Raw genomic sequence first — 24,428 nt, 5'->3', positions numbered from 1 at the left:
GAAAAAAAGACTGGGACATTAGTAAAACAGAACTAAATTTCACGAACAAGTTCCAGTGAGAGTCACTAAATATTGCAGAGTTGAGACGAGGACCAACTGGACCGCAGTCACATACCATTTTCTGTCTCTAGAACCCAATGGCCCGCAGAGACAAAAACAATATAGTTCGGAATTTTATCTGTTAAAAAGACTAATGTCATAGTCTCAATTTAATTAATAATAAAAGTAGCGGAGACCACTGCGCCATTAGTTACGCCATTGGCCAGCTCCAACACGCCACCGTGTTTTTTGACAAGTGCTTCAGGAATTGTTAAGCCAAGACCAAAATGCCCCGCTTTATCCTTTGAGTAATACGCTTGAGTCGCCTGCAATAATTCCTGTTTAGAAAATCCAGGGCCATCGTCTTTGACAAAAATAAATAAATAGCCGCCCTCTCTTTGTAAGGTCACTTCCACACTATTTTTAGCATAAACTTTGGCATTACTTAACAGATTTTCAATGATTTCCATTATGAGATTTAGATCTATCAGAGCTGTTGTTGAGATGTCACCAGATGTATGGAATGAAAATTTAGCACCTAATAGACTATTCCCTAAGTCTTGAACTAACTCAATTAAATGGTGCAACGACTGTTGTTTGCGATTGAGTTGAATTTCATCCAACCGTTGGATAGTTTTCATTGTTTCGGAGAAGTCCGTCAGACGCAAGATATTGTTTTTGATTTTGGTTAGGCTTTTGCTGAGCTGCTCTTTTGAAAGCTGGCCTGTACCATAAAACTCTTCAATAATTTCCACATTGTTTTGAATGACTGCCAAGGGTGTTCTTAAATCATGGGAAAAAGCGGCATTCACATTTTTTTGGTCTTGATGCAATTGCTTAATCTCAGCTTGATTTCCTCTGAGACTTTGACGCAGCTGATCAAATTCTTGAATCAGCTCAGTGAATTCTTTTGGCCCTTCATAATAAAGAGGCTGATTTAAATCTCCTTGATTAATTTTTGTCATGCCTGACTGCATTAATAATAAGGGCTGTTGAATTTTCATTTTGGAAAAAAAATCCGCCACAAAATAAATCGCAAGTAAGCAATAGATAAAAATACTGCCAAAGCGCACGGCTTCTAATAATCTTATCGGCCAGAGATAGTCAATTTCAAGATTGATTGTCGGTCGCCACGTAAAAATTTCATAAAAATACAAATGACTCGTGTCCTCCAGCAATAATCTTTCCCAAGAGACACAGAGGGCATTTGTCAAAAGCCATGCGGACAAGACAATTAAAAAGCCAGCCAGTAAAATAATGGTTAAGCTGAACCGAATACTCTTAGCATTTCCTTTTAGTTGCTCTATTCGCTCGTCTAGCCAATCCATTTATACCCTAGCCCCCAGACTGTTTGAATAATTTCCTGTGCTGTCATTTTTTTAAACTTCGTCCGTAATCTGCGCACATGCTCCGTGATGATCGTTGCATCGCCTTCTTTATCAAAACCCCAGAGTGCATCGTAAATCTCTTCTCGATTAAATACTTGACCAGGATGCCGGGCTAATAATTCAGCAATTTGATATTCCGTTTTGGTCAACGGCACTAATTGATTTTCAATCCAGATTTCCTTTTGATCATATTTGATGTAAAGTGCCCCAAAAAAACCTAAACTACCTTGGTCTTTTTGACGTTCTTCTCTTCTTAAATGAGCCGTAACCCGCATTGCTAATTCTTTAAGACTAAATGGTTTCAATAGGTAATCATCACCACCGGCCATCAGTCCATCAAGACGACTTTCTTCATCGGTTTGCGCAGAAAGAAAAATAATGGGACAACTGACCACTCCGCGAATTTCTTTACAAAACGTAATCCCATCCATTTCTGGCATAGCTATATCTAGTAAAATTAAATCCGGCTTTAACAATAGTTTAGCTCGAGCTTCTAAAGGATTTTCAGCGGTGAATACCTGATAACCAGAGAGGGTTAAATAATCTTTGAGGGTTTCTAGTAACTCGATTTCATCATCAATGACTAAAATTTTTTTCATTTTGCCGCTCCCATCCAATGAATTAGCTTCCTCTTTTTGAAGAATACCTGAATCAGTCACTGCTAATTTTTTCATCAGTCAGTTTATTGAACACGACAGTCTTTTCTTTCATGGAGATTTTCCCCACTTCATAGCCATAGCTAGGCAGCTCTTTTTTAAATTTCAAAAAAAAAAGGTCAATCGGAATTCCCGCCTTCGCTTGAATCTCATCAAAACTCAACTTAAAAGAACTACGACCGTCTTCTTTCACTGCTTGCCATAACGGATCAAACTTACTCATGTTGAACCCTCCTAAAAGTGTTTAATTTTGTTAACTTTTCTCAAAAAATTAGCCCAAGTGGACTTTAAAACTTAGTCGCTACACCTGTGAAGCATTAAGAAACGTCGCTAATTCCGTCAGATTTCCAGGTAAAAGCCCTGTTTCCTTCGGTTCTGTTTTAGCAATCAGAGCAGTGAGTTTTTTATCTAAAAAACCCATTCTTTCTTGCCTTAACTCGCCACCAAAATTATAAGTCTTCGTCGCGTGAGCCAGTAATTCTGGCGGATAGTTGCTGGCAAAAAAGGCATCTACTTCAGCGGGTGTTGTACAGCATATGAATAAGGACACCTTCTTTTTTAACAACGATGCTAAATGAACTTCACAAAAATGCTTGACCTCTTTGCGGATTTTCCCAACATAAATTGGACTCCCGATAATAATTTGGTCAAATTGTTCCAAATCTACGGCTTGATTAGTTTTCAGATTCACAAGTGTGCTGGCTCCTTTTACCTGATCCTTGAGGGTTTGCGCACAGTCCTCTGTACAGCCATATTTACTCCCATAAACAATCAATGTTTTCATTTTTTTCTCCTTATTGTAGAAGTATTTTGTAGCTTCAATTGCTTTTTCTTTTGCTCTCACAAAAATTTTACCATGCAAAATCCACTTTTCATTATACTTTTTTATTAGTTCGTAAATAAATTAATTCTGTTTCAGCCTTGAATAAACGAAACTCCAGCTTTTCAAGTAACTGAATAGAGGCGAAATTTTCGATTTCTACTTCTGCAAAAATTTTTTGATAGCCCTGCTGAAATAAAAAATCAATCATCGCTGATACAGCTTCATAGCTGTATCCTTGACGAGAAAATTTGGGATGAATGGAATAGCCCAGCCAACATCCATCTTTTTCCTGCTGCAAATAAATATCCCCTAACAGCTCATCCGTCTGTATATCAGCAATTGCGTATTGCTTTCCCTGCGTTAGCTCCTTATCTGAAAGCAAACTCAAGCGGTATTCTTCTTCACTGAGATTTTTAAAGCCTTGATACTGCATCCAGTGACTATCATTGTGATACTCCGCAAATCGCGATACATCTTTTTCTTTAAACTCACGAATCCGACAGCGTTGTGTTAGCAAATCCATAGTTGGCTCCTGTTCATTTTACTTTGTGGCTTTAGTTTATTGCTCTTTCATTTGTTTAATTGTTGAGGGCAGGTAAAAAACTTGTGGGAGCTGTCATTTAAAATCATTTTGAGGTGCATTTGGGAAGTATAAGAACAGCTTGATATTCTAAAATCATTTTTAAAATATCTTTTGAATGGCGAGTCCTTCAATAAAGGCGCCCAAAAGCATCAATCCCACACCGAAACAGACCACGATGATTTCTGGCCTTGTTAGCCGAATATCTCTGAACTTCTTGGTGATGACCTCTTTGCCGGATACTTTGACAATACTAATTGTTGCCAGTGAGCAAAGAATCAGCATCTGACCGAACATTTCTATCAAACCAGCGTTCTGAGTAAAATGAAATAGCCCAAATATTCTTTCAACTAACGGCACAGCAGTGCGTTCAACAGAAAATGACCAAGTGCCCAAGGTTACAGCATTAATTGCAATTAACACAAAAAAGACCAAATAGCCTGTCGAAAAATAATTCAATTCATTCTTTCTTTTCTTTGAAAAAAGTGAGCCAATAAAAATGAAAACTACAGAAAACAAGTTCCAGCAAAAAATGCGCAGGGCATTTTCAAAAAGGCTATTGGTCAATTCAAAGCTGGCACTTTGCTTTCCTTTCAAAAAACCATCTGGTAATAAAAAGTAACTTAAAATAACTATGATGATAAAACTGACTAAAAAAGTAATTAAACAATAAACAATTCTTTCTGACAACTTTTCACTTGCCAGCTTCGCTTTTAAAAATCTCATATCTCCTCCAATAAATTTCTTAATTGCCATTTAATGGCCGATTTATCCAGATGCTCTTCGTTTCTCTTTCAAGTGTCTTTGCCGTCACCGTAATAATTAATTCTTCTATATTGTTAACATTACTCTAGTAAGAGTTTTAAAAATTGGGAGTTTACTCATTTTCCACCTGCTGATTTTTTATTTCTCCAGCTGATTTCCTGATCAAACCAAGTTATGATATCTTTTTTTAAATCTAAAATCGTGTCATCTAATGGAATTGTCATCCCACGACAGCCGCCGTCACATCTTGCAATCGTTCGTTTACGCCCACAGCCATACCCTGCTTCAATTTTTTCCTTCAAATAGTTGGGCAATGTTTGAATCAGTTCGTGATAGTTTTCAGTTTTCAATGGTTTTACGTTCAGATGAAAGCCATTGTTCAAAGAAGCATTCAAGCCAAAAACATCTTTGCGTTTATAGCAATATCTGATATAGATATGAAATCCTTTAATTTCAATTATACTGGTTAATCCTTGTGCTATATATCGTTCATTGAGCTCCGATACAAAATCTTGAATCTCCTTGGATAAAGAAGAAATTGTATCTGTAAGAATTCTATCAGGCTCTATTTGTTTGTTTTCTAAACTATGGTAATCACAACGAAAGAAAATATCTTGATTGTTCAGATTACCTCGTTGAGCTTCAGCGAAAGCCATGATTTTTAATCCCACGAGCATCTTTGGATCATCAGGATAACTTACTTTGATCTCAGATAGCTCAAACAAATTTACTTTTTTTGTGTAAGATCTACCTCAGAAATGATTAATCCACAGCAGTTTAAAAAGCGCAAACATTCAAGAGTTTTTGCAGTGGAAAGTTTTTTATTAAATATCTCTGGTGAACAAATCAAATCCATATCATCAGCGCTAGGTGTACCGATGAGACCAATATTTAGTAACAGATTTTTTAAATGATTTAAAAAGGGATAATAAACAGACAAGGTTGTACGGTTTTCATAGGCATGATTGACTTTTTTACTTGTGTCATATGTATGGCCCTCAAGCATTACTTGGTTAAATAAACGGACCAAAAAAGTCCGATAGCTTAGCACACCTATCCTAATCTGTTCTTCGCCCGCTATCTCCAGAAAATCAGAATGAATGCTATCCATCTCATCGGCTACTGGTGGTAAAATAGTTTTTAAATAGCTAGCCACTTCAGGTAATGTTTTTCTCAATGTAAAGTCCCCCTATCATAAAAAAACTCCTTACTTCATTGTATAAAATTATTACTTGTTTTCAACGATAAAATGAACACGCCTACTATTATCTAACTGCTTGATAATCACTAGACGTGTTTTTTTTAAGCTTCTTTTAATTTTAGTGGAACATAACGCTGCATTTGACGATAGCCTAAGCCTTTTTCAATATCCTGCTGATATTTATTTTCTTCATCTAGATAGGGCATGTTAAACATAAAGCTACGAGCTTGGTCAACTTCAAAGTTCGTGCCTGCCACCCATTTAAAAATTTTCTCATGAACTTTTTGAATGCTTTCATCATCCTCATCGATACTAACAGCCATAGCGTAAAGTCCCCCGGGGAAATCAATGATTTGTAATGGGCTGACATCCGCTTGTGTCACTTTATCTTTCACAGCACAGATCATTTCCCCCTCTTCTTCACTGACCAAAAGAAAATCTAAGCAATCAAAAATCACTGTTTGATATAGCTCATAATGTTGCCATAATTTGAACATATATCCACCTGGACTAAAAATTTCTTCAAAAGAACGTTTACCAGAAGTCACCGCTCTAAAACTAGGAATTCTAACGACCATCACATCTGGAACTTTTTTATCTAGCTTTTCAGTGATTTCTACCAAGCGACTCACATTATTAGGCTTACCAGCATACTCCACATTCGTCAACTCTGTCTCAATATCCTTCGCCTTGTTGTAGAGTTGTTTGATATCTGAATTATCTAAGAAATTAACCTTTTCAATCTCTTCAATAAAATCCAGAACAATTTCTCTTAATTCATTTAATAGTGCTACTTCCTCATCAATATTTTCGACCTTTTGTCCCAAAACATCCAACACCACTTCAGATCCTGCTGATGCAAAAATTCGTTGAATATCTTTGATACTAATATTAAGCTTGCGTAAAATCAAAATCTGTTCCAAGCGTTGAACTGCGGCATCATCATACATCCGGTAAGCCACATCTTCATTACGAACACTGGTAATCAATCCCATATCCTCATAATAACGAAGTGCTCTGGCGGTAATATTATACTTACTTGATACCTCACGAATTTTGATTAAATCTCCCATAAAAAACAACTCCTTAAAATTTATTAATTTTAGTTTATATGCTTCCCTAAAGGTAGAGTCAAGAATAAGTTGAATGTTTTTAGCTACTGAAAATATTTGAACTAAATATAAGTTAGCTTACGTTTGCTAGGTGAGTGGTGAGGTAATCTCAATGTGATTACCCTCGCTGTCAACAAACTCAGCGACCCAGTTTTCACCAATTTTTGTCAAGGGAAAACAAATTTCAAGATTGTTGATTTTTTCTTGTAAAATAGTAACGGTTGGGACTTCTAGACTTGGCAAACAGTTACTGCCAAAAGTGTGGGGCTCAGCCATTTTTTGATAAGCAAAGAGGCCAAATCTAAAACCATTTATATCAAACACACTGTAAATATCATCTGAGACGATTGGGGCTCTTTCAAAAAAATCTGTATAAAATTTTATCGCTCGTGCCATATCTTTGACGCAAATGTAGAGGGAGGTAAGATTGATCTCCATAATTTAAGCTCCTGAATTAAACTAGTTTCAAATTTGATTTAAATGCTATTCATGTGTTCCTTAATTGATGTCAAAACTTCTCTTTGCAAATTATACTGTTTGCTAACAACTAATAATCTCGGTTCAGCCTTTACTCCATTCTTCAAAGATAGCTCCGATCACGCCTTTTAATTGATGAACACCACTATCTTTATTCGTCATGACAACAAGACCTTGAGCTGGTTCTGGATAAAAAAGCAAGCCGCATTGATAGCCTTGACCCCAGCCAAAGGAGCTAAACTCTATTTGATTTTCAACCACATCTAAAAATACTCCTAAACCTGCGTAAGAGGCATAGTCAGGAGCTGTTTTCATTTCATCATAAAAGTTTTTCTCAATGCCCAATTGACTCTTATTTGAAAAAATAGCTGAGATTTCTACTAACAATTTTGCTAAATCTCTTGGTGTACTCCATAAACCAGCACCACTAGCGTATGGATAGATACTATAACTATTTGCAATTAGTTCATTGTCTTTGTTATACCCTTTGACACAATCTTTTTCAGCAAAAAAAGCATAGTTTTCTGGATAAAAACTATTGGTCATCCCAAGTTTAGAAAAAATTCTTTCTTCCACAAGCCTGGTAAAAGGTTCCTGTAATACTTCCTCCACCACATACTCAACTACAGCATAACCAGCGTCTGAATATTCAAATTGTTGGTTTGGTGCCGTTCTAATGCTAATTTTTTCTTTACAATAAATTGTTTTGCCCAAAAGTAGCTCTAAAACTTTTGGTGGTGCATCTTTGAACGCTAATATATCAAAAGAGCCTGCTGGGTCTTGAATGCCTGCAGTATGTGAAAGCAACTGCCTCAACGTTGGAAAGCCTGTATTCGATTGAAGCGGCAATTTTTTTATTAATTGATTGATGGGTGTATCAATCCCAAGTTTTCCTTCTGATGCTAGTTGCAAGACGAGAACAGCGGTTACGAGCTTACTGATTGAGCAAGCATTAAACAACGTATTTCCAATCTGTTCTTTTTCCGTATTGGTTGAATATTCCTCAAGCTTTCCATTTGTAATAGAACAAACCTCAACATTTGGAACGCCATACTGTTTGGCTAATTCATCTAAGATTGTTTGATTCAACATCAACACTTCAACTCCTTTAAAATTGATTCATTCTATATTTTAAGCGCTCTCTTAACCTCCAAATTAAATGGAGTAACTCGAGATTTAATTTCTGTACTTAGAATAGGACTAGCCGCAGGTTCATTAAACTTAAATTCTTACCTGCCTGCACCTGATTTTTTAATTTAGCTTATTGGATTCAGATACGCTTTCAATCCTCTTTGAATACTTTGCTGGGTGTCACACTATTAAATAATGTCATTTAAAATTTTAGTTAATCACCTTAACTTTGTCAATTTGTTTCCGCTTTTTTATTCGAAATCAAAAATTGAATTCAGATACTGTATAGCACGCTGAAAAATGGTGAGCTGACTTTGGCGACGCTTTAGAAAAAGGTGGCATGGAAGTTGAAGGGGCAGAAATTATTTCTCTTGTTATGGGGCTATGTATTTTTATTTCCGATGAATAGCTCAAGTTGTTTTCAGCGATTTACTACAGGCTTTTAAGTTACTCTGCTTGAAAAGTAACGATAATGAAACATCTAAAAAATGAGAAGCCCAATAAAGTCCATGTAATCCGGCATTATTCTACAAAAAATTTGTTATACAAAAATAAGAAATAACCGCAAACCAATATAATAATCCCCAAAATCCCTAAAAAACTTGATAGTAATTTTGTGCCGCTATTGCTCTTGGCTTGGCTATTGAATATTTTCAATGCCAGATTATCAGAATCTTGCAGCTGTTTTCTAGTATGCTACCGACAATAACCGCTTCTATTTCGACATTCTCTTGTTTTACACTTGGTACAATGAGTTCATCACCAATTAAAGAATGATTTATCCTATCATTGCAATCCTATTAAGATTAGCTGCAGCCACTTAGTTTACTTAATCAAGCTCCAAGTTATTTTGACAATTATCAAGAATCAACTCAAAACCATTACTATTAAAAATCTGACAATAATTTTTGATTTGAATTTTAAAAAAAATATCATTTATTAACAATTTTTTCATTGCCTCTTTTGAAGTTTCCGGTGATTTTTGCTAATATCAACTGGCTCTCTTCCGGTGTTGCTTTTTCCAACTTTTTCAATAATTGAGCAGACCTTTTACCGCTAAGAATCATTACCTGCTTTCCATAATGATAAATGAAAATTTTAGTATCTTTTCTTTCCTGATAAGTAAAAGCATTTTCCTGAACTAGTTTTTCTAAACTCATGATTTCCCTCCAAATACCCCAAAGCTCTTTAGACAGCTAGTTATGACTAACTCTTTTTTATATCACTCTCCATAAACTTGAAGGGTAATTATTTACTGATTTTCTCACTGCAATCTAGTGCCGTATTGATTGACGCCCAATGAACCTACCAATAATTTTTGTTTTCACTAGACACAATAGCCTTTTTTAACAATTTGTTATTATGAATCCTGGTTTCTGGAACCTCTCCTCAATTATTAGACAAATACTCACTGACTTCAGCTTCTGTTAAACGTCTCACTTCAGTTTTCTCAAAAGTTTGATAACACTTCTTCTGATACAAAGCGTCATTTTGCAATGGGCGCTTCCCAGCGCGTTTCAAATAAGAAATAAAATCTTCCTGCGTAGAAAATATTTTGTAAGTCCTTCTTCCTGAGTCATTGACAAGTCCATAGATACCGCAGCTCCGCTGTTCTGTGTAATCAGCGGTTCTTAAATAGAGCTTGGCAAGCTCAAGGGATTTGAAGGGGAAATTCCAGCGGCGAACATCTCGTTTAGCATCAGCTTCAATGCAAATACAGCGGCCACATGTCCCACAAATATATTGAGTATGTTCTTTAAGACAGGCTTCTTTATTTAAAAGTGGGGTGGCTTTATTATGACTACTATAGCATTCCGGACATACGGACATCTTCATCCCTCCTCAATTATATTGTAATATCAACAACTATTTTGGCAAGCTCCTTTCAATAAAAAGGAGCTGACCTCCGCAGTTTACGAAAAGGTCAGCTTCTTACTAATTTTTAATTCGTTCAGCCAAAGGTCCGTTACCGACTTCCTTCATTACTAATCGGGGAACAAGAAGGCCTAAAATAAATACCAGCAGCAGTGCAACAATAATTTGTATAACAGGTAGCGTAAAACTGGCATAAGACGCTACTTGTTTTACTGCTAAAAAGATACCGTAAGTTAGAGCCATGCCAAATGTCGCAACTAACAAAGTGATAATTAAACTGTAATAGATGCCCTCCAATGTTAGCATCTGAATAACTTGCTTGCGGGTCATGCCGATACTTTCCATTGTTGCTAATTCCTGTTTGCGAGCTAAAATGCTGGTGGTCAAAATGTTCACAAAATTTAAGAGCCCGATCAATATTAAAATAATCGCCAATGTGTTACCTAAAACTCTTAACATCAGCGTTTCATTTTCTGCTCTTTGACTCATCTCGAGCTTTGTCGTCAGCACATAAGCCTGTTGTCCACTTAAAATAGCTTCCAATTGACTCGTGATTGTGGTTTCATTTTCCTGCGCGACATCAAATTGACAATCAGCTAATTCTCCAGCTGGAAATAACGTATGAAAATAGTTTTCAGCAATAAACATGACCGGTGCACCGTTTTGAGTTTGCACCGCCTGATAATCTGTGGGAATAAAGCCACCAATTGTAAATGAGCCCGATGACTGGGTGCTCTTTTCGGTATAGTTAATTTGACTCAGCTGCTTAAAATCCTGTGGCTTATCAGATTGCACCAAAGCGAACTCGCCATTTTCGAAAGCCTCGCTATCAAAATCAGCGCCGCTTAGTTTTTTCGCTTCAGCTGTCGAAAGGCTTCTAATTTCACCTACAAAATTCTCAGTAGTTATTTGACTCGTATCGACTTGTCCATATTTAAAGCTGTCATTATAAGTTTCAAGGTAATTTGCATACTGATTAGCCTCATAAGGAATCGTCACAAACACACGGTAAGTGACAGCTACGTTCGAAATTCCTGTTTGATTGTCTAATAGTTGCTTGACGGACTGGGTGATTGCTTGGTTTTGACTAGAATTATCATTTTGGAAGGTCTGTGAGTTATCAATGGTCACATCATGGCTTAGCTCACTAAGGACAAACTTTTCAAAATCAATACTTTTAATTACCGTATTCACAGCAACAAAAGAAGTGATTCCTAAAAATAAACTAACGATAACCACCAAGGCCCTTTTTTTGTCACGGAAGATATTGCGCCAAGCCAATGTAGATAATTTTCCTCCATGCAAAGAATGAACTTGCTTTTTATGTCCGGTTCCTTCGGTATAATGCAACGCCAAAACTGGTGAAACTTTTGCTGCAAAGTTGGCGGGCTTAACAGCACTGATTAGCGTCATCATAAAAGAAAATAAACTAGCGCCCAAATAAATCAACGGTTGGAAAGAGACGACGGCTGCATCCGCATAGACGGTTGCTTGAAGCACAAAGGGAATAAGCAAAAAAGAAATCCCAGTGCCAATCAATAACCCGATTGGGATGCCGATTATCGCTAACAAAAGGGCTTGTTTTAAAACAATTTTTCGCAGTTGTTTTTTTGTGGTTCCAACGGCTTTTAATAAACCAAAGAAACGAATATCATTGGCAATCGAAATATACAGCACATTATAAATCAGTAGTCCGCCAGAGATTAAAATGATCAACAAAAACAAAACAATGCCGATTAAGACCGTTCCCATATCCTGTGTAGATTCTCGCAGAGTAGGTGAAATCTCCTGTGTGCTTGTTAGTTTCAATTGTTTAGCTAAGGCTTTATTCGCCTCAGCAATATCTACGCCCTCTTGATACTTAAAAGAAGTAAAAACATTCTCATTTGTTTGCAAATAATTATTTTTAAAAACGTCAGACACAAGTAAATAGCTGTATTCTGGCGCCCGTTGACTAATGTATTCAGTATAATAGCCAGACAATGTAAAGGTGTTGCTTATTTCTTGATTGTTTACCGTAAAGCTCACTGGAATCTCCATCCCAATTTTAGGTTTCGTGATTCCTAAAGCCTCTAAAGCATAAATTGGAACTAAAACTTCATTTTCTTTTTCCGGATAGCTGCCGACAAAATCAGAGATGGCAGGCTCTCTTAATTGTTGCCACTCCCCTTTGCTAAACCAATGGAGCAGCAATTGGACTTTATCATTTTTGATGCTATCTGCTGCAACAGTTGCAACGGTCGTTTGTTGGCCATAAGCTAAAATATCTGAATCCTCTTTTAGCGTCGTTAACTGACTGTCTGACAAATTATTCACGCTGGCATCTGCCACAGTTCCGACGTATTGAATCATTTGCTGGTTGTTGGATTCAACAAAACTTGAGCCTAAAGAAATCACCGAGGTAATCAAGAGTGTCGTTAAAGCAATGGCTAAAATCACAAAGACATTACGGCGTTTGTTTGCAGCAAAACTTTTCTTCCATAGTTTACTAGTAATCTCTTTTTGTGTTTTCATCCCCAGTCACCACCTGTGACAGAAATTTCCGAAAGCTTGCCATCTTCAATCCGAATAACTCGGTCACTCAGCTGAGCAATTTGATCATTATGGGTAATCATAATCAAGGTCTGCTGAAATTTTTTGGTGGTTTGCTTTAATAGTCCCAACACATCTTGGCTACTGCGGCTATCTAAATTTCCTGTCGGCTCGTCCGCTAAAATAATCGCGGGCTTTGACGCCAGCGCACGGGCAATTGCTACCCGCTGCTGCTGTCCACCTGAAAGCTGATTTGGCAAGCTATATTCTTTTCCCTTTAGCCCCAGTACACCAATAATTTCTGCGACAAATTCTTCATCCACTCGATTGCCATCAAGTTGAATTGGCAACACAATATTTTCATAGACATTCAAAATGGGCACCAAATTGAAGGATTGAAAAACAAAGCCGATACTGCGCCGGCGAAAAATCGTTAACTCTTCTTCACTCATAGTCTCCAGTTCATTACCAGCAATCTGAATTTCACCACTAGTCGGGCGATCCAAGCCGCCAATTAAGTTCAAGAGACTGCTTTTACCTGAACCGGAAGTCCCAACAATTGTCACAAATTCCCGCTGCTTAATCGTCAAATTCACATCATTAACCGCGAAAACTTGAATTTCCCCAGCCCCGTAAATCTTCATTAAATGTTTCGTTTCTAAAATATTCATCACGTTTCCCCCTTCTCACAAGACCACTATAGCAAGCATATCTGTCAGCATTATGACAAATACGGCTAAACTTCTGTCAGTTCTGTAAGAAAATAGAAATTGTCGTGAGTTGCTGCTGTGATTCTGCCACCAGATAACCACCACTTGCTTCAATTATCAGTTTACTTAAATAAAGACCAATCCCAACGCCATCCTCAGCCAGAGAATTGCTGCCACGAAAATATTTTTGAAAAATTTTAGGCAGCTCCTCTGCTGAGATGGTCGGTCCTTGATTGGTAACTTGGATGCGAGTATAGGAGATTAATTGTTCGACCGAAATTCCAATGGTCGTCTTTGGCAGGGCATATTTGACAGCATTATCAACGATATTACTCAAAGCCTCCAGCAGCCAGCGAGAATCGTATGTCAAACTCAAATCAGATTGGCTAACGAGCTCGATTCGACATTCTTTTATTTCTGCTTGAGAATTATGTTGCTGAATGACCTGCATAAGAGTCTCTTGCAATGGGGAAATCTGTTGATTGAGGACCAATGTATTAGTCTCAAGTCGAGCAATCATTAAAATTTCCTCCGTTAAAAAACGCAAGCGTTCCACATTGCCTTGAATTCTCCCCATAAACTCCTGTTGCTCCATTGCTGTTAAAGAACTATTTTCCAGTAGTTCTAAATACATCGACAAGCTGGCTACTGGGGTCTTTAATTGATGAGAGATATTCGCGATGGTCTCCTGTGTCCGATTTTGTTCAAGGACTACTTGTTGATTAAAATCTTGATTCATCGCTGCAATTCTTTTAGCCTTATAGACAATTTTTGAATCTTGGCCTTCTTGAAAGGCTAAGGTATTTTCCGGCAGCTTTTGTTGAAGCGTTTGATCAAGAACCGCTTCAATTGAGACTAACTTTTTCTGATACTCTCGCCGTAAATAAAACAGCCAGCAAATAAAAACTAGTGCTATGAATAAAATAAGTCCGAAGGCTGTCATTTATTTCCCCCTTTGCCAAAGATAACCCACACCATGAATCGTCTGAATAAATTCAGGTTGTTTACTGTCGGTTTCAATCTTTTTCCGTAATCGCCGAATATTCACGGAGAGGGTGTTTTCATCGACAAATTTCCCTTGGTCATCCCAAAGAACTGACAGCAGCTTGTCTTTTTCTAAAACAATGCCTGAATTTTTTATCAGATAGTGGAGTAGGCGAAATTCTGTTGTGGACAAAAAAATTTCCTCCTGCTCTTTGAAAAAACGATGCGTCGCTAAATCTAGGCGAAAGGGGCCACTGATAAGTTCAGTATTATTGACTTCCATTCTGCGAAAAACAGCGGCCACTTTAGCTTTCAAAATAGCCAAAGAAAAAGGCTTCGTGATGTAATCATCAGCCCCAATGGTAATTCCCCGCACCACATCTGTTTCCATATCCAAAGCAGTTAAAAAGAACACGGGGGTTTGAGAAAATTTACGAATCTCCAAGCATAAATCAAACCCATTTCCATCTGGTAAATTGACATCTAACATAATGAGTTCAGGATTTTTTTCTTTGATTAAAGCAATTGTTCCACTAGCTCGATCATTGGTTACCACTTGATAGCCCTCTTGTTCTAAACTAAATGAAATTCCCCGCCTTAAATCTTGATCATCTTCAATTACTAGAATGGTCTTTTCCATCAAATCAGCCTTCCTAATCTGCTAGTTCGTTTTTTTATGGTTGCATATTGTTACTTTCAAAAGTAGAATGCCGTTACTACTTAATTCTAATTGGCAAAAATGAACTTTTTTTCTATTGGTACCTTCGTCATATTTTTTCAGATAGGCTGTAAAAAAGGCGGAAAGAGCATGAAAGTTAGTTATCCTGCACCTGAACGTTTTTTCTCCTGAAAAAATTTATTTATAAAAAATTTTCCAACAATGAAATAATACGGCTCTTAAATACGTATCCTATCAATTATACTATCCGTTTGATTGTTTTTCTAGACTCCACAAGAATTGCGAGGCGACTAATGTCCTTAAATAATCTAGTAAAAATCATTTTTAACTTATGAAAATTATCTTGCTCTCTCCTGTTATCATAATCTACTAGTTAAAATTATCATGATATAATAATTTCAAACTTTTACAAAGGAGCCTTGAAAATGGCAAATCAGTTTAAACTAACCATTGATGGCAAAATCTATCATTCTGCTGAGATTACCAGTGAGCTTATCGCAAATGCATTGGTCAAAAATGAGACGGAATTCGTTATTCTAGAACCAGAAAAGCCAATCCATGATAGTCTTTATCTCCAATATGCTGCCGCTGTCGAAATCCGCTTTCTGTCACCAACAGGCGAAATGACTCACTATTCTTATATCCCAGATAGCGCTGAAGAAATTGTCCCAATGTTTTTAAATTACTTTAATAAAAACGAAATTCCTGATATTCAAGATTGGCAGAATATAACATCTTCCTTTCAACCTCATTTATTGAAAAGAATTTTGAATAGGTTCAAAAAAAGAGAGATCGAGTAATTCCTTGTAACTCTTAGCCTGTCCACCAAAAAAAGACCGCCGAAGCGATCTCGTTCCATCAAAAATCGGATTGGTTGATGGGCCATCTCTTGTTGAAGCTATATCTGCCCGGCGAAATCATTTCGAAAAAAATAATTAGCGCACCTAATAGCGGTAGTAAATACCAGGCTATCCACCAATTGCTGTGATCTCGATCGTGCAGTCTTCTGGCTCTAACTGTAAAATTTGCAAGCCATATCAGCATACCTAAAAGGACAAACCCGATAGTTACCATATTCCATTCTAAGACAACATAGCGATCTCTGGTCGTAAACTCAACGTAATTTTGAATCCCAACTATAGATGAATAAATCCCCATTACAAAGTAATTAACGACCTGTGGCCACCAGTATTGGCTTCTTGTGGCAGAGCCCTCCATATTGGTAATATTTTGCCAATATTCTTTATACGCCTTAATCATTTCGTCGCCCCCCTTACTAAAAATATTTCAAAAAACCAAGAAAATGTCAACGTGTATTTCTCTGTTAAATCAGTTTAAGTCAAGGATGACAACAAAAAAGATAGAAAATCACGAAAGATTTTGTGATTTTCTATCTCTTAAATAGTTATTTTATTTGGCTTCAATTGTGACACTGACTGTTTGCACTGGCACATCATAGAAAGGATCTTCTCTGCGGCCTAAGAAGTCTTTGGCTTGTTGTGGGAACAAAGCGTAATCTAAGACATCTTCTTCTGATTTTGCATACTCTTTGATTTCTTCTCTAAATTCAGGTAACTGGGGCGCAATCAAATCAGCCGGCCGAACGGTCACGACTGCTTCATCGCCGATGATTTTTTCTTTAATCTCTTCTGAAATAGCGACAGGTGGTTGGCCGTATAAGCCCTTCACGTAGTCTTTAATTTCAGTTGGAATTAATTTGTAACGCTCACCAGAAATCACGTTCATCAACGCTTGAGTTCCCACCATTTGTGACAACGGAGTTACCAAAGGAGGATAACCTAAATCAGCCCGCACTTTTGGCACTTCAGCTAATACCTCATCGTATTTATCTTGTAAGCCCTGTTCTGTTAATTGGCTCAATAAATTGGATAACATGCCACCAGGGACTTGGAAGATTAACGTTTTCGGTTCGACATCTTTCACTTTCGGATTCAAAATGCCTTCGTTGCGGAAACGATCACGAATCGGATTAAAATATTCGGCAATTTCGGTTAATTTTTCTTGGTTTAAGCCTGTATCAAAGCCTAATCCTTCTAAAGCAATCGAAACTGATTCCGTTGCCGGTTGACTCGTGCCACCAGCAAAAGAAGAGATAGCTGTATCGATAATATCCGCACCCGCTTCAGCGACTTTCAAATACGTCATTTCAGAAATTCCGCTAGTTGCGTGAGTGTGAACTTCTAATGGTAAATCAATACTATCTTTGATGCGGCTCACCAATTCAAAACCAGTTTCAGGTGTAAGCACTCCCGCCATATCTTTAATACAAATTGAATCTGCACCTAAATCAGCCATTTCTTTGGCTAATTTCACAAAATAATCGACTGTGTGGAAATCACTGGTGGTGTAAGAAATCGCTGTTTGAATATGTCCGCCAGCTGCTTTCCCCGCTAAGACAGAGGTTTTCAAATTCCGTGTGTCATTTAAGGCATCGAACACACGAATCACATCAATCCCATTTTGAATCGATTTAGTTACGAAATCAGTCACCACATCATCGGCATAATTTTTATAGCCTAAGAGGTTTTGTCCTCGTAACAACATTTGTAATTTGGCGTTTTTAACTTCTTTACGAATCGCCCGCAATCTTTCCCACGGGTCTTCATTTAAAAAGCGCAGGCAGGAATCAAACGTTGCCCCTCCCCACATTTCTAAAGAATGGAAGCCGGCTTCGTCCATTGTTTTTAAAATGGGTAGCATATCGGATGTCGGCATTCTAGTGGCAATTAAGCTCTGTTGACCGTCCCGCAAGACAGTTTCCATGAAACGAATTTTTTTCATTGCAATCCTCTCTTACTTCTTTACTGGAAATAATTTACTCAAAATCATTGAGGCAAAGTAGATGACTAGAATCACGACGAAGACGCCGCCCCAACCAAAAACTAATAACTGCAACGCTGTTTGTAACGCTTCTGACATGTTGGTTCCTCCTCATTTTTATATCGTGTAATGCGCTTTACCAAGCTCCTTCAACGTTTAGCAGGTTGAGGGATACTTGGATAAGAATTTTGTGATTAACCGCCTAACAAGGCTAAAACTAATCCACCAGCGATAACTGAAGCGATTTGTCCAGACACGTTGGCACCCGCCGCATGCATCAAGATAAAGTTTTGTGGGTCTTCTTCGGTTGCCATTTTTTGAATCACTCGACTACTCATTGGAAACGCTGAAATCCCAGCCGCCCCAATCATTGGATTGATTTTTTCTTTGCGGAATAAGTTCAAGACTTTGGCAAAAAGTACCCCACCGATTGAGTCCATTACGAATGCGACTAACCCTAAGCCAATTACCATTAAGGTATCGACTTGCAGGAATTCGTTGGCTTGCATCCGCACAGAAATTGTCAAACCTAATAGAATTGAGATAATATTTACCAATTCATTTTGGGCCGTTAACGACAGACGGTCTAACACACCACATTCTCGCAACAAGTTTCCGAACATCAAGAACCCAACTAATGGTAAGGACGCTGGTGCAATTAAGCCAGCCACAATCGAAATGACAATTGGGAAAATAATTTTCGCTGTTTGCGATACTTCCCCTGCCCGGTAGTTCATGCGAATCCGGCGTTCATGTTTGGTTGTCACCGCTTTGATCGCCACCGGTTGAATAATTGGCACTAACGCCATGTAGGAATACGCGGCAACCATGATGGCCCCAAGATATTTCGAATTCAACGTATTGGCTACGAAGATGGAGGTTGGTCCATCCGCCGCCCCGATAATCCCGATTGACGCTGCATCGTTAATATCAAAACCGATTAAAACAGCCACGATAATTGTGAAGAAAATTCCGAATTGCGCCGCAGCACCGAATAATAACAGGAAAGGATTTTGTAACAGCGGGCCGAAATCAATCATTGCGCCAATCCCAATAAACAATAGCAACGGGAATAATTCTGTACTGATACCGAAGTCAAACAGGACTTGGAAAGGCCCTGGTTCGCCACCGGCTGCCAGTACACCAGAGTTCGGGAAGTTCACTAAAATCGTTCCCAACCCCATTGGAACTAATAATGTCGGCTCATATTCTTTTTTAATTCCTAAATACATTAAGACGGCACCGACCACCATCATGACAATCCGGCCGGGCTCTTGCCCCATACCGATAAACCCTTCAATCAATGTTTCCACAAATTTCACTTCCTCAACTTAATTTCACTTCTACATAACTTCACTTTTTAATTTCTATATAAATAGAATTTTTCTCTAACTTATTTAGGCAATGGTTATCAATGGATCACCAGGATTCACATTGTCACCAGGTGCTGCATGAATACCCATAACGGTGCCTGCATGTTGTGCCACAATTTCGTTTTCCATCTTCATCGCTTCTAAAATCATGACTGGTTGGTTTTCAGCAACCGTATCGCCAACATTTACTAAAACCTTTAAGATAGCGCCAGGCATCGGTGCGGTAATCGCATCGGCACCAGCTGGAGTTGAAGCAACTGGCGTTGGTGCTGGTGCAGCAGGTGCTGCTTCTGGAGCAGGATCAGCGGGCGCAACAGGGGCCGCCGGCGCAACAGGTGCGGCTGGTTGTGGCACGCCACCGATTTCTTCCATCTCTACTAAGTATTCTTGACCATCGATTGAAATTTTAAATTTACGTAACATTGTGTAACCCTCCGTTTTATTTTTTCTTTTGAATGGACGTGACGACAAGCTGACTGTCTTCTGCGGTGCCTGCGGCAAGACTGGCGGCAACTAAAGCGACCGTGCGGGCTTCTGGATTGCGTTTTAAAATTCGTTTAACCACAAATTGACTGTCGCTGTTTTCGCCAGCCGCAATTGCGGTGGCAATCACACTCACCAACTGATATTCTCTGGGACTTGTTGGAATAAAAGCTGGCAAAGCTTCAAAAGATTTCGTTTCTTCAGCAACTTGTTTGATTGTCTGCTGATTATTTGTTTTGATATCTGCCTGATTTTTCGTTGATGCTCTGCGTTTTAAAAATGGAAACAACATTCTCCCTCCTCTTTTTAAAATTTCAAAAAGAAAAGACGCTGTAGCATAAGTTCCCTCTGTCAAAATTCTGAACACCTTGATGCTTCTACTAAACAGTCCAGTAATTTCAAAAAAAATATTTTTGAAATTAGATGAGCTGCTGAATAGGTCAGATTTTTGACCGTTCGTTGGACTTATGCCACAGCCTCTTCTGTTTAAAGCGGCAATGACCCGGTTGCTGCATACACAGCAAGATAGATGATTAAAATTGGCCAGCAGTATTTGATATATTTCTTCTGAAAATCAACAAAATTTAATTCAGTCGAAGCTGTCAGCATAAATAAAGCTGGAATAACTGGCGAAATCAAACGGAAGGATTGTCCTACCATCGATGCAACTGCTGCTTGGGTAGCCGTTAAGCCATAGGATTCCATCACCTCAGCAACAACTTTGGCGATGCCGAAGTAAAAGGCATCCTGTGGCAAAAAGGCAATTGCCGGTGCAGAGATGACAGCGTAAATCGATGCCATATGGGCGCCTAAATTTTCGGGAATAATCATGGTGATGCCTTGAGCTAAAGCATTTGCCATCCCACTGCCGGATAAGACGCCTGAGAAAACACCTGCAGCAAAGGTGGCTAAAGCTGGAGCTAGCGCATCGGCGGCAATGTCATCAATCCGCTCATTGATGATACTGACTTTGCGATAATTCACCGTCAAGACTATAGCGCTTCCAATCATAAATAAAACGGCACCGTGGGCTACATCTTGAATCAGCAAATATAAAATACCCATCGTTAACAACAGATTAAACCAGAATAATTTAGGCCGTTTCAATTCTGGATCTTTATCTTGAATTGAGGCTAACATTTTTGCCATCATAATGTCATCAATCGCTGAATCAGAACCGTCGCAAAAACCTAAGCGCTTACGTTCTTTTAAGCCCAAACGATAAGCAAGAAAAATGACAAATACTTCTGCTACTAGCATCCCTGGTAGCAGGGCATTAAATAGTTCCGTCACTGACACACCAATGGCTGTGCTGGCAGCAATCGTCGGCCCGCCCCAAGGAAGCTGATTAAAAATTCCGATGGGGGCAACAATTAAGATTGCTAAATAACTGAGTTTCATATTCATAAATTTATACAATTCCAAAAAGGCTGCTACACAGATAATAATCGTCGTGGTGGTGTCCCCGTTCATTGTGACTACCGTGGCTGTTAAAACGGTGGCCATCGTCACTTTTAGCGGGTCCCCCTTGGCTTTTTTTATAAAAAATTCGCACAAGGGGTCAAACAATCCCACATTTAACATTAAATCAAAATACATCACTGCAAATAAAATTAATAAGCCTGGGGAGATAACCCCCATGGAAACACTGCCGGATTCATCATTGACACTGAAGAACAGCGCATCCGTAATCCATTGAAATAAATCAGCAAAAGTGGCATCTGTTAGAACAACCACAATTAATCCGAAAAACAGTGGCACTAAAACCAGAGCGCCGACAATTGAAAGTTTATTTTTCGCCAATAAAACGACAAATGAAACAATCATTAACAATGCCAAGAATAAAAGCATGAGGCTTCCTCTTTTCTATAAAGCTATTTGATGAAACGCACTTCCTGATAAATTTTTTCTAGTTCTGCATCTTTGCGTCGGTTAAATTCAATTTTATTTTTTTCAAACAAATTGTCTCCTAGAGTGTCGATTGAAACGATTAATGGACCATATTCTTTAACTTGATTTACCCATAGAGTTTCCGGCATTCCTAAGTCTTTCCACTGCGCATCGATAATTTCTTCGACTTTTTCAGCGGCATAAACGGCATTGCCCGCTGGATAAACGAGATGTAGCGCTTGATATTTTTTACAGCCGGCTTGTGTACCCGCTCCCATGCCACCTTTGCCGACAATTAAACGAACGCCGGTTTCTTTAATAAAATCCTCTTCAAATTTTTCCATCCGCATACTAGTCGTCGGTCCAACAGAAATCATTTGATAGCTGCCATCTTCGTTTTCTTTGACAATTGGGCCAGCGTGTAAAATTGCCTTGTCTTTGACATCCACCGGCAAAGGCAGTCCCTCTTCGACAACTCGCCGATGGGCCACGTCGCGACAGGTGACTAAAATCCCTTCTAAATAAACGATATCCCCTACACGAATATCGGCAATATCTTCAGCGGACACGGGTGTTTTTAAATGAAACTCTCTCATAGTTCTACCTCCTGATGTAGCGGTAATGAATAATTTAATTCGCTATCAAATAAAATTTTTCCTCTGCGATGGGACCAGCAGCCAACATTAATGGCCACGCCAATAACGGAAGGATGGCGGGCAGTGTTAATAATGTTAACCCCCATGACGGATTTTTTTCCGCCGAAGCCTTGTGGTCCTAAGCCAATATTGTTGATGCCATCCTCTAGTAGATGTTCCATCTTGCGGGCATTTTCGTTCGGGCTTTCACTACTGACTTCCCGCATCAAAGCTAATTTAGAATTCATAGCGGCAACTTCCACCGAAGTGCCAATACCGATACCTACTAATAATGGCGGGCAAGCGTTAATCCCGTAGCTGGTCATCTGATCCATCACAAATTTTGCGACACCTTCATAGCCTTCGCCTGGCATTAAAACTTTAGCCGCCCCTGGTAAGGAACAACCGCCCCCTGCCATGTAAACATACATTTCCAATTTATCGGAGTCGCCTTCAATTTCTGTGAAAACACTAGGTAAGCCAGAACCAATATTTAATCCTGTATTGTATTCATCAAAGGTTTCCACTGCATTGTGACGTAGTGGTGCTTTTTGTGTTGCTAAAAAAACGGCTTCCTTTAGAATGTCATTCAATTCGCTTAATAATGGGAAATGACTGCCACATTTGATAAAAAATTGTAATGCCCCAGTGTCTTGACAACTGGGTCGTTCTAATTTTTCAGCTAACATTTGATTTTCCCACATGGTGTTATACACCAATTGTTGCAATGGATCGACTTCAATTTTAGAAAGCTCACTTAATTTTGCTGTCACGTCATCAGGTAAACGCCGGCTGACCACGGCAATGTAGTCAACTAAAATATCCCGCATTTGCTGAGCCTTAGGTGATAAAGTTTTTTCTTGGTAAGTATATTTTGTAGTCATGATACTCCTCCTTGCTGTTATCTGTATTATCATTGGAAAAGCCTTTTTCAACTAGCCAATAATTATCGAGATGCTGCTTCCTTGTGAAAGTAATAACATTGAATAAAGTCCTTATTTTCTCTCCTTCAACACAAAAAAAGCCACTGCTGTTTGCGACAGTAGCGGCAAATGTTTCCGTTTTCATAATGTTGGATAGCAAAAAAAAGGTATCCCGATTTTTGTGATAGCCAAAAAATAAATCCTCAAAAATCAGCACTGAAAATCAAAAATTTGCATAGAATTAAATGCTTTTTGAAAACAGACGATTTTTGAGGAAATGGTTTTTTAATCAGCAGTTGAAGTGATCGCTTTTAACTTGGCTAAAAGCTCATTGTATTTTTCTTGGTAATCATCTCTGGCACAATAGCTGCAGGGATTAACCTGCTGTGTTTCTTGGCTAGCAGCTTGAGCCTGTAAAATTGCCAACGCCACTTGTTGATCTTCTGGTGACAATTCTTCTTTAAAGGATTGATCAATTACCCGCAAATCAGGGTTCAGTTGCTTTCGATACTCACTGGGAGTCAGGGCAAAATGTTTCTTAAACATTTTATTAAAGGCTTTGATATCACTAAAGCCATTTTCATAAGCAATATCGGCAATTTTCAACTGGGTGTCTGCCAACGCTTTAACTGCATGTTGCAAGCGGCAACGGGTCAGATATTCGTAAAAATTAATCCCCAACTCGCTTTTAAATAATTTTGACAAATAGGTCGTGGAGTAATTGGTCGCTTGGGCTAACGACTCCAGTGAAACCTCTTTTCTAAAGTTTTCCTCCAGATAAGAAATTGCATCGTCTAATAAAGACTGCCGCTTAGCTAGCGGTGTCTCTTTATTATTCTCAGCGGGAACAAAAAATTCCAATAGCTTTTGGCTAATCGAAAAAAAGAGACTATTTTTTTGAAAAGCGGCACTCGCCTGATGGCCCAACAATTGCAGCTGCGCCATATCTTTTCTAAAAGACACATAGTGGGGATTGCGCTGGTCACGGCTAGAGTCCAATTTGAAGCTGCCACCGCCCAGCTCCACCCCTTGATTAATAAAAAAATCAGGGGAAAGATACAGCCGCAAACAGGTGCTATCAGGATCAATCGCAAACGTCGCATGCCCACTATTGGAATTGATTACATATAAATCCCCTGTTTGCAGCTCATGAATGCTGCCGTCAACATTAATTTCAATATGACCTTTTAACAGCCACAATAATTCGATTTCATAATGCCAATTGTAGTGATAGCTGCCAACTCGATACACCAGCTGGTCAAACTGAACACTTAAATTATCAAATTGATACTGCTCTCTTAAATTCATTGTAAAAACTCCAAATATGACAC

Annotated in this window: 28 protein-coding genes; 1 reads left to right on the top strand and 27 read right to left on the bottom strand. The window is 38.6% G+C overall.

Translation table 11 applies throughout. The annotated features are described in order from the left end of the window. Nucleotides 1-209: 209 nt before the first annotated feature. From ACYSNU_RS11160 to ACYSNU_RS11080, 17 genes are all read right to left on the bottom strand, one after another. Nucleotides 210-1,367, bottom strand: coding sequence for a HAMP domain-containing sensor histidine kinase (locus ACYSNU_RS11160; RefSeq protein ID WP_461737280.1), 1,158 nt, complete (start codon nucleotides 1,365-1,367; stop codon nucleotides 210-212). Continuing rightward, a complete protein-coding gene (locus tag ACYSNU_RS11155; protein ID WP_461737279.1) occupies nucleotides 1,355-2,026 on the bottom strand; it encodes a response regulator transcription factor in 672 nt (223 codons plus the stop codon). Before ACYSNU_RS11155 ends, ACYSNU_RS11160 begins: the two co-directional genes overlap by 13 nt. Nucleotides 2,027-2,078: 52 nt before the next feature. Then, a complete protein-coding gene (locus ACYSNU_RS11150; protein ID WP_461737278.1) occupies nucleotides 2,079-2,306 on the bottom strand; it encodes a hypothetical protein in 228 nt (75 codons plus the stop codon). Nucleotides 2,307-2,384: 78 nt separating this feature from the next. After that, nucleotides 2,385-2,927: a flavodoxin domain-containing protein gene (locus ACYSNU_RS11145; RefSeq protein ID WP_461737277.1), complete on the bottom strand. Its 543-nt coding sequence runs from the start codon at nucleotides 2,925-2,927 to the stop codon at nucleotides 2,385-2,387. A gap of 31 nt (nucleotides 2,928-2,958) precedes the next feature. Further along, entirely contained in the window at nucleotides 2,959-3,429 is a 471-nt protein-coding gene (locus tag ACYSNU_RS11140; protein ID WP_461737276.1) for a GNAT family N-acetyltransferase, read from the bottom strand. A 159-nt stretch (nucleotides 3,430-3,588) separates the two neighbouring features. Beyond that, nucleotides 3,589-4,212: a hypothetical protein gene (locus tag ACYSNU_RS11135; RefSeq protein WP_461737275.1), complete on the bottom strand. Its 624-nt coding sequence runs from the start codon at nucleotides 4,210-4,212 to the stop codon at nucleotides 3,589-3,591. Nucleotides 4,213-4,367: 155 nt separating this feature from the next. After that, nucleotides 4,368-4,907: a hypothetical protein gene (locus ACYSNU_RS11130; RefSeq protein ID WP_461737274.1), complete on the bottom strand. Its 540-nt coding sequence runs from the start codon at nucleotides 4,905-4,907 to the stop codon at nucleotides 4,368-4,370. Between the two features lie 71 nt (nucleotides 4,908-4,978). Next, a complete protein-coding gene (locus ACYSNU_RS11125) occupies nucleotides 4,979-5,428 on the bottom strand; it encodes a hypothetical protein (protein ID WP_461737273.1) in 450 nt (149 codons plus the stop codon). A 125-nt stretch (nucleotides 5,429-5,553) separates the two neighbouring features. After that, nucleotides 5,554-6,525 (bottom strand): MerR family transcriptional regulator, encoded by a 972-nt coding sequence (locus ACYSNU_RS11120; protein ID WP_461737272.1) that lies wholly within the window; start codon nucleotides 6,523-6,525, stop codon nucleotides 5,554-5,556. Between the two features lie 126 nt (nucleotides 6,526-6,651). After that, nucleotides 6,652-7,002 (bottom strand): VOC family protein, encoded by a 351-nt coding sequence (locus ACYSNU_RS11115; protein WP_461737271.1) that lies wholly within the window; start codon nucleotides 7,000-7,002, stop codon nucleotides 6,652-6,654. Nucleotides 7,003-7,125: 123 nt separating this feature from the next. Continuing rightward, nucleotides 7,126-8,133: a serine hydrolase domain-containing protein gene (locus ACYSNU_RS11110; RefSeq protein ID WP_461737270.1), complete on the bottom strand. Its 1,008-nt coding sequence runs from the start codon at nucleotides 8,131-8,133 to the stop codon at nucleotides 7,126-7,128. A gap of 971 nt (nucleotides 8,134-9,104) precedes the next feature. Beyond that, nucleotides 9,105-9,332 (bottom strand): hypothetical protein, encoded by a 228-nt coding sequence (locus ACYSNU_RS11105; protein ID WP_461737269.1) that lies wholly within the window; start codon nucleotides 9,330-9,332, stop codon nucleotides 9,105-9,107. Nucleotides 9,333-9,561: 229 nt separating this feature from the next. Beyond that, the gene (locus ACYSNU_RS11100) at nucleotides 9,562-10,002 is read right to left on the bottom strand and encodes a hypothetical protein (protein ID WP_461737268.1); all 441 of its coding nucleotides are present in this window, start codon (nucleotides 10,000-10,002) and stop codon (nucleotides 9,562-9,564) included. Between the two features lie 105 nt (nucleotides 10,003-10,107). Beyond that, a complete protein-coding gene (locus tag ACYSNU_RS11095; RefSeq protein ID WP_461737267.1) occupies nucleotides 10,108-12,561 on the bottom strand; it encodes an ABC transporter permease in 2,454 nt (817 codons plus the stop codon). Beyond that, the gene (locus ACYSNU_RS11090; RefSeq protein ID WP_461737266.1) at nucleotides 12,558-13,250 is read right to left on the bottom strand and encodes an ABC transporter ATP-binding protein; all 693 of its coding nucleotides are present in this window, start codon (nucleotides 13,248-13,250) and stop codon (nucleotides 12,558-12,560) included. The genes ACYSNU_RS11095 and ACYSNU_RS11090 overlap by 4 nt, the downstream gene beginning before the upstream one ends. A 76-nt stretch (nucleotides 13,251-13,326) precedes the next feature. Next, nucleotides 13,327-14,232 (bottom strand): sensor histidine kinase, encoded by a 906-nt coding sequence (locus tag ACYSNU_RS11085; protein ID WP_461737265.1) that lies wholly within the window; start codon nucleotides 14,230-14,232, stop codon nucleotides 13,327-13,329. Next, on the bottom strand, nucleotides 14,233-14,913 hold the full coding sequence (locus ACYSNU_RS11080; RefSeq protein ID WP_461737264.1) for a response regulator transcription factor: 681 nt from the start codon (nucleotides 14,911-14,913) through the stop codon (nucleotides 14,233-14,235). It lies immediately after the preceding gene. Nucleotides 14,914-15,377: 464 nt separating this feature from the next. Here ACYSNU_RS11080 and ACYSNU_RS11075 point away from each other — a divergent pair, with 464 nt between their 5' ends. Continuing rightward, a complete protein-coding gene (locus tag ACYSNU_RS11075) occupies nucleotides 15,378-15,752 on the top strand; it encodes a hypothetical protein (protein WP_461737263.1) in 375 nt (124 codons plus the stop codon). A 58-nt stretch (nucleotides 15,753-15,810) separates the two neighbouring features. Here the strand turns inward: ACYSNU_RS11075 and ACYSNU_RS11070 are convergent, their stop codons facing one another. From ACYSNU_RS11070 to ACYSNU_RS11025, 10 genes are all read right to left on the bottom strand, one after another. After that, a complete protein-coding gene (locus ACYSNU_RS11070) occupies nucleotides 15,811-16,212 on the bottom strand; it encodes a DUF805 domain-containing protein (RefSeq protein WP_461737262.1) in 402 nt (133 codons plus the stop codon). A 150-nt stretch (nucleotides 16,213-16,362) separates the two neighbouring features. Next, the gene (locus ACYSNU_RS11065; protein ID WP_461737261.1) at nucleotides 16,363-17,754 is read right to left on the bottom strand and encodes an oxaloacetate decarboxylase subunit alpha; all 1,392 of its coding nucleotides are present in this window, start codon (nucleotides 17,752-17,754) and stop codon (nucleotides 16,363-16,365) included. 12 nt (nucleotides 17,755-17,766) lie between these two features. Beyond that, entirely contained in the window at nucleotides 17,767-17,892 is a 126-nt protein-coding gene (locus ACYSNU_RS11060; protein ID WP_265456672.1) for an OadG-related small transporter subunit, read from the bottom strand. A gap of 95 nt (nucleotides 17,893-17,987) precedes the next feature. Continuing rightward, on the bottom strand, nucleotides 17,988-19,106 hold the full coding sequence (locus ACYSNU_RS11055; protein ID WP_461736740.1) for a sodium ion-translocating decarboxylase subunit beta: 1,119 nt from the start codon (nucleotides 19,104-19,106) through the stop codon (nucleotides 17,988-17,990). 84 nt (nucleotides 19,107-19,190) lie between these two features. Next, a complete protein-coding gene (locus tag ACYSNU_RS11050) occupies nucleotides 19,191-19,589 on the bottom strand; it encodes an acetyl-CoA carboxylase biotin carboxyl carrier protein subunit (protein ID WP_461737260.1) in 399 nt (132 codons plus the stop codon). Between the two features lie 16 nt (nucleotides 19,590-19,605). Further along, the gene (locus ACYSNU_RS11045; protein ID WP_461737259.1) at nucleotides 19,606-19,941 is read right to left on the bottom strand and encodes a hypothetical protein; all 336 of its coding nucleotides are present in this window, start codon (nucleotides 19,939-19,941) and stop codon (nucleotides 19,606-19,608) included. A gap of 194 nt (nucleotides 19,942-20,135) precedes the next feature. Beyond that, complete coding sequence (locus ACYSNU_RS11040; protein WP_461737258.1) at nucleotides 20,136-21,500, bottom strand: citrate:proton symporter; 1,365 nt, start codon at nucleotides 21,498-21,500, stop codon at nucleotides 20,136-20,138. 23 nt (nucleotides 21,501-21,523) lie between these two features. Then, nucleotides 21,524-22,135 (bottom strand): L(+)-tartrate dehydratase subunit beta, encoded by a 612-nt coding sequence (ttdB, locus tag ACYSNU_RS11035; RefSeq protein ID WP_461737257.1) that lies wholly within the window; start codon nucleotides 22,133-22,135, stop codon nucleotides 21,524-21,526. Further along, the gene (gene ttdA, locus ACYSNU_RS11030; protein WP_265460117.1) at nucleotides 22,132-23,058 is read right to left on the bottom strand and encodes a L(+)-tartrate dehydratase subunit alpha; all 927 of its coding nucleotides are present in this window, start codon (nucleotides 23,056-23,058) and stop codon (nucleotides 22,132-22,134) included. Before ttdA ends, ttdB begins: the two co-directional genes overlap by 4 nt. Before the next feature lie 324 nt (nucleotides 23,059-23,382). Then, nucleotides 23,383-24,405, bottom strand: coding sequence for a helix-turn-helix domain-containing protein (locus tag ACYSNU_RS11025; RefSeq protein ID WP_461737256.1), 1,023 nt, complete (start codon nucleotides 24,403-24,405; stop codon nucleotides 23,383-23,385). Nucleotides 24,406-24,428: the final 23 nt, after the last annotated feature.

It is taken from the genome of Enterococcus sp. LJL120 (genome assembly GCF_054871765.1).
Note: the sequence above shows the minus strand (reverse complement) of the source record. Positions and strands in the feature narration are given on the sequence as shown.

Coding starts and splice junctions, on each gene's coding strand:
- ACYSNU_RS11160 (WP_461737280.1), bottom strand. CDS start 1,367: ATGGATTGGCTAGACGAGCGAATAGAGCAACTAAAAGGAAATGCTAAG.
- ACYSNU_RS11155 (WP_461737279.1), bottom strand. CDS start 2,026: ATGAAAAAAATTTTAGTCATTGATGATGAAATCGAGTTACTAGAAACC.
- ACYSNU_RS11150 (WP_461737278.1), bottom strand. CDS start 2,306: ATGAGTAAGTTTGATCCGTTATGGCAAGCAGTGAAAGAAGACGGTCGT.
- ACYSNU_RS11140 (WP_461737276.1), bottom strand. CDS start 3,429: ATGGATTTGCTAACACAACGCTGTCGGATTCGTGAGTTTAAAGAAAAA.
- ACYSNU_RS11135 (WP_461737275.1), bottom strand. CDS start 4,212: ATGAGATTTTTAAAAGCGAAGCTGGCAAGTGAAAAGTTGTCAGAAAGA.
- ACYSNU_RS11130 (WP_461737274.1), bottom strand. CDS start 4,907: ATGGCTTTCGCTGAAGCTCAACGAGGTAATCTGAACAATCAAGATATT.
- ACYSNU_RS11120 (WP_461737272.1), bottom strand. CDS start 6,525: ATGGGAGATTTAATCAAAATTCGTGAGGTATCAAGTAAGTATAATATT.
- ACYSNU_RS11115 (WP_461737271.1), bottom strand. CDS start 7,002: ATGGAGATCAATCTTACCTCCCTCTACATTTGCGTCAAAGATATGGCA.
- ACYSNU_RS11110 (WP_461737270.1), bottom strand. CDS start 8,133: ATGTTGAATCAAACAATCTTAGATGAATTAGCCAAACAGTATGGCGTT.
- ACYSNU_RS11105 (WP_461737269.1), bottom strand. CDS start 9,332: ATGAGTTTAGAAAAACTAGTTCAGGAAAATGCTTTTACTTATCAGGAA.
- ACYSNU_RS11100 (WP_461737268.1), bottom strand. CDS start 10,002: ATGTCCGTATGTCCGGAATGCTATAGTAGTCATAATAAAGCCACCCCA.
- ACYSNU_RS11095 (WP_461737267.1), bottom strand. CDS start 12,561: ATGAAAACACAAAAAGAGATTACTAGTAAACTATGGAAGAAAAGTTTT.
- ACYSNU_RS11090 (WP_461737266.1), bottom strand. CDS start 13,250: ATGAATATTTTAGAAACGAAACATTTAATGAAGATTTACGGGGCTGGG.
- ACYSNU_RS11085 (WP_461737265.1), bottom strand. CDS start 14,232: ATGACAGCCTTCGGACTTATTTTATTCATAGCACTAGTTTTTATTTGC.
- ACYSNU_RS11080 (WP_461737264.1), bottom strand. CDS start 14,913: ATGGAAAAGACCATTCTAGTAATTGAAGATGATCAAGATTTAAGGCGG.
- ACYSNU_RS11075 (WP_461737263.1), top strand. CDS start 15,378: ATGGCAAATCAGTTTAAACTAACCATTGATGGCAAAATCTATCATTCT.
- ACYSNU_RS11070 (WP_461737262.1), bottom strand. CDS start 16,212: ATGATTAAGGCGTATAAAGAATATTGGCAAAATATTACCAATATGGAG.
- ACYSNU_RS11065 (WP_461737261.1), bottom strand. CDS start 17,754: ATGAAAAAAATTCGTTTCATGGAAACTGTCTTGCGGGACGGTCAACAG.
- ACYSNU_RS11060 (WP_265456672.1), bottom strand. CDS start 17,892: ATGTCAGAAGCGTTACAAACAGCGTTGCAGTTATTAGTTTTTGGTTGG.
- ACYSNU_RS11050 (WP_461737260.1), bottom strand. CDS start 19,589: ATGTTACGTAAATTTAAAATTTCAATCGATGGTCAAGAATACTTAGTA.
- ACYSNU_RS11045 (WP_461737259.1), bottom strand. CDS start 19,941: ATGTTGTTTCCATTTTTAAAACGCAGAGCATCAACGAAAAATCAGGCA.
- ACYSNU_RS11040 (WP_461737258.1), bottom strand. CDS start 21,500: ATGCTTTTATTCTTGGCATTGTTAATGATTGTTTCATTTGTCGTTTTA.
- ttdB (WP_461737257.1), bottom strand. CDS start 22,135: ATGAGAGAGTTTCATTTAAAAACACCCGTGTCCGCTGAAGATATTGCC.
- ttdA (WP_265460117.1), bottom strand. CDS start 23,058: ATGACTACAAAATATACTTACCAAGAAAAAACTTTATCACCTAAGGCT.
- ACYSNU_RS11025 (WP_461737256.1), bottom strand. CDS start 24,405: ATGAATTTAAGAGAGCAGTATCAATTTGATAATTTAAGTGTTCAGTTT.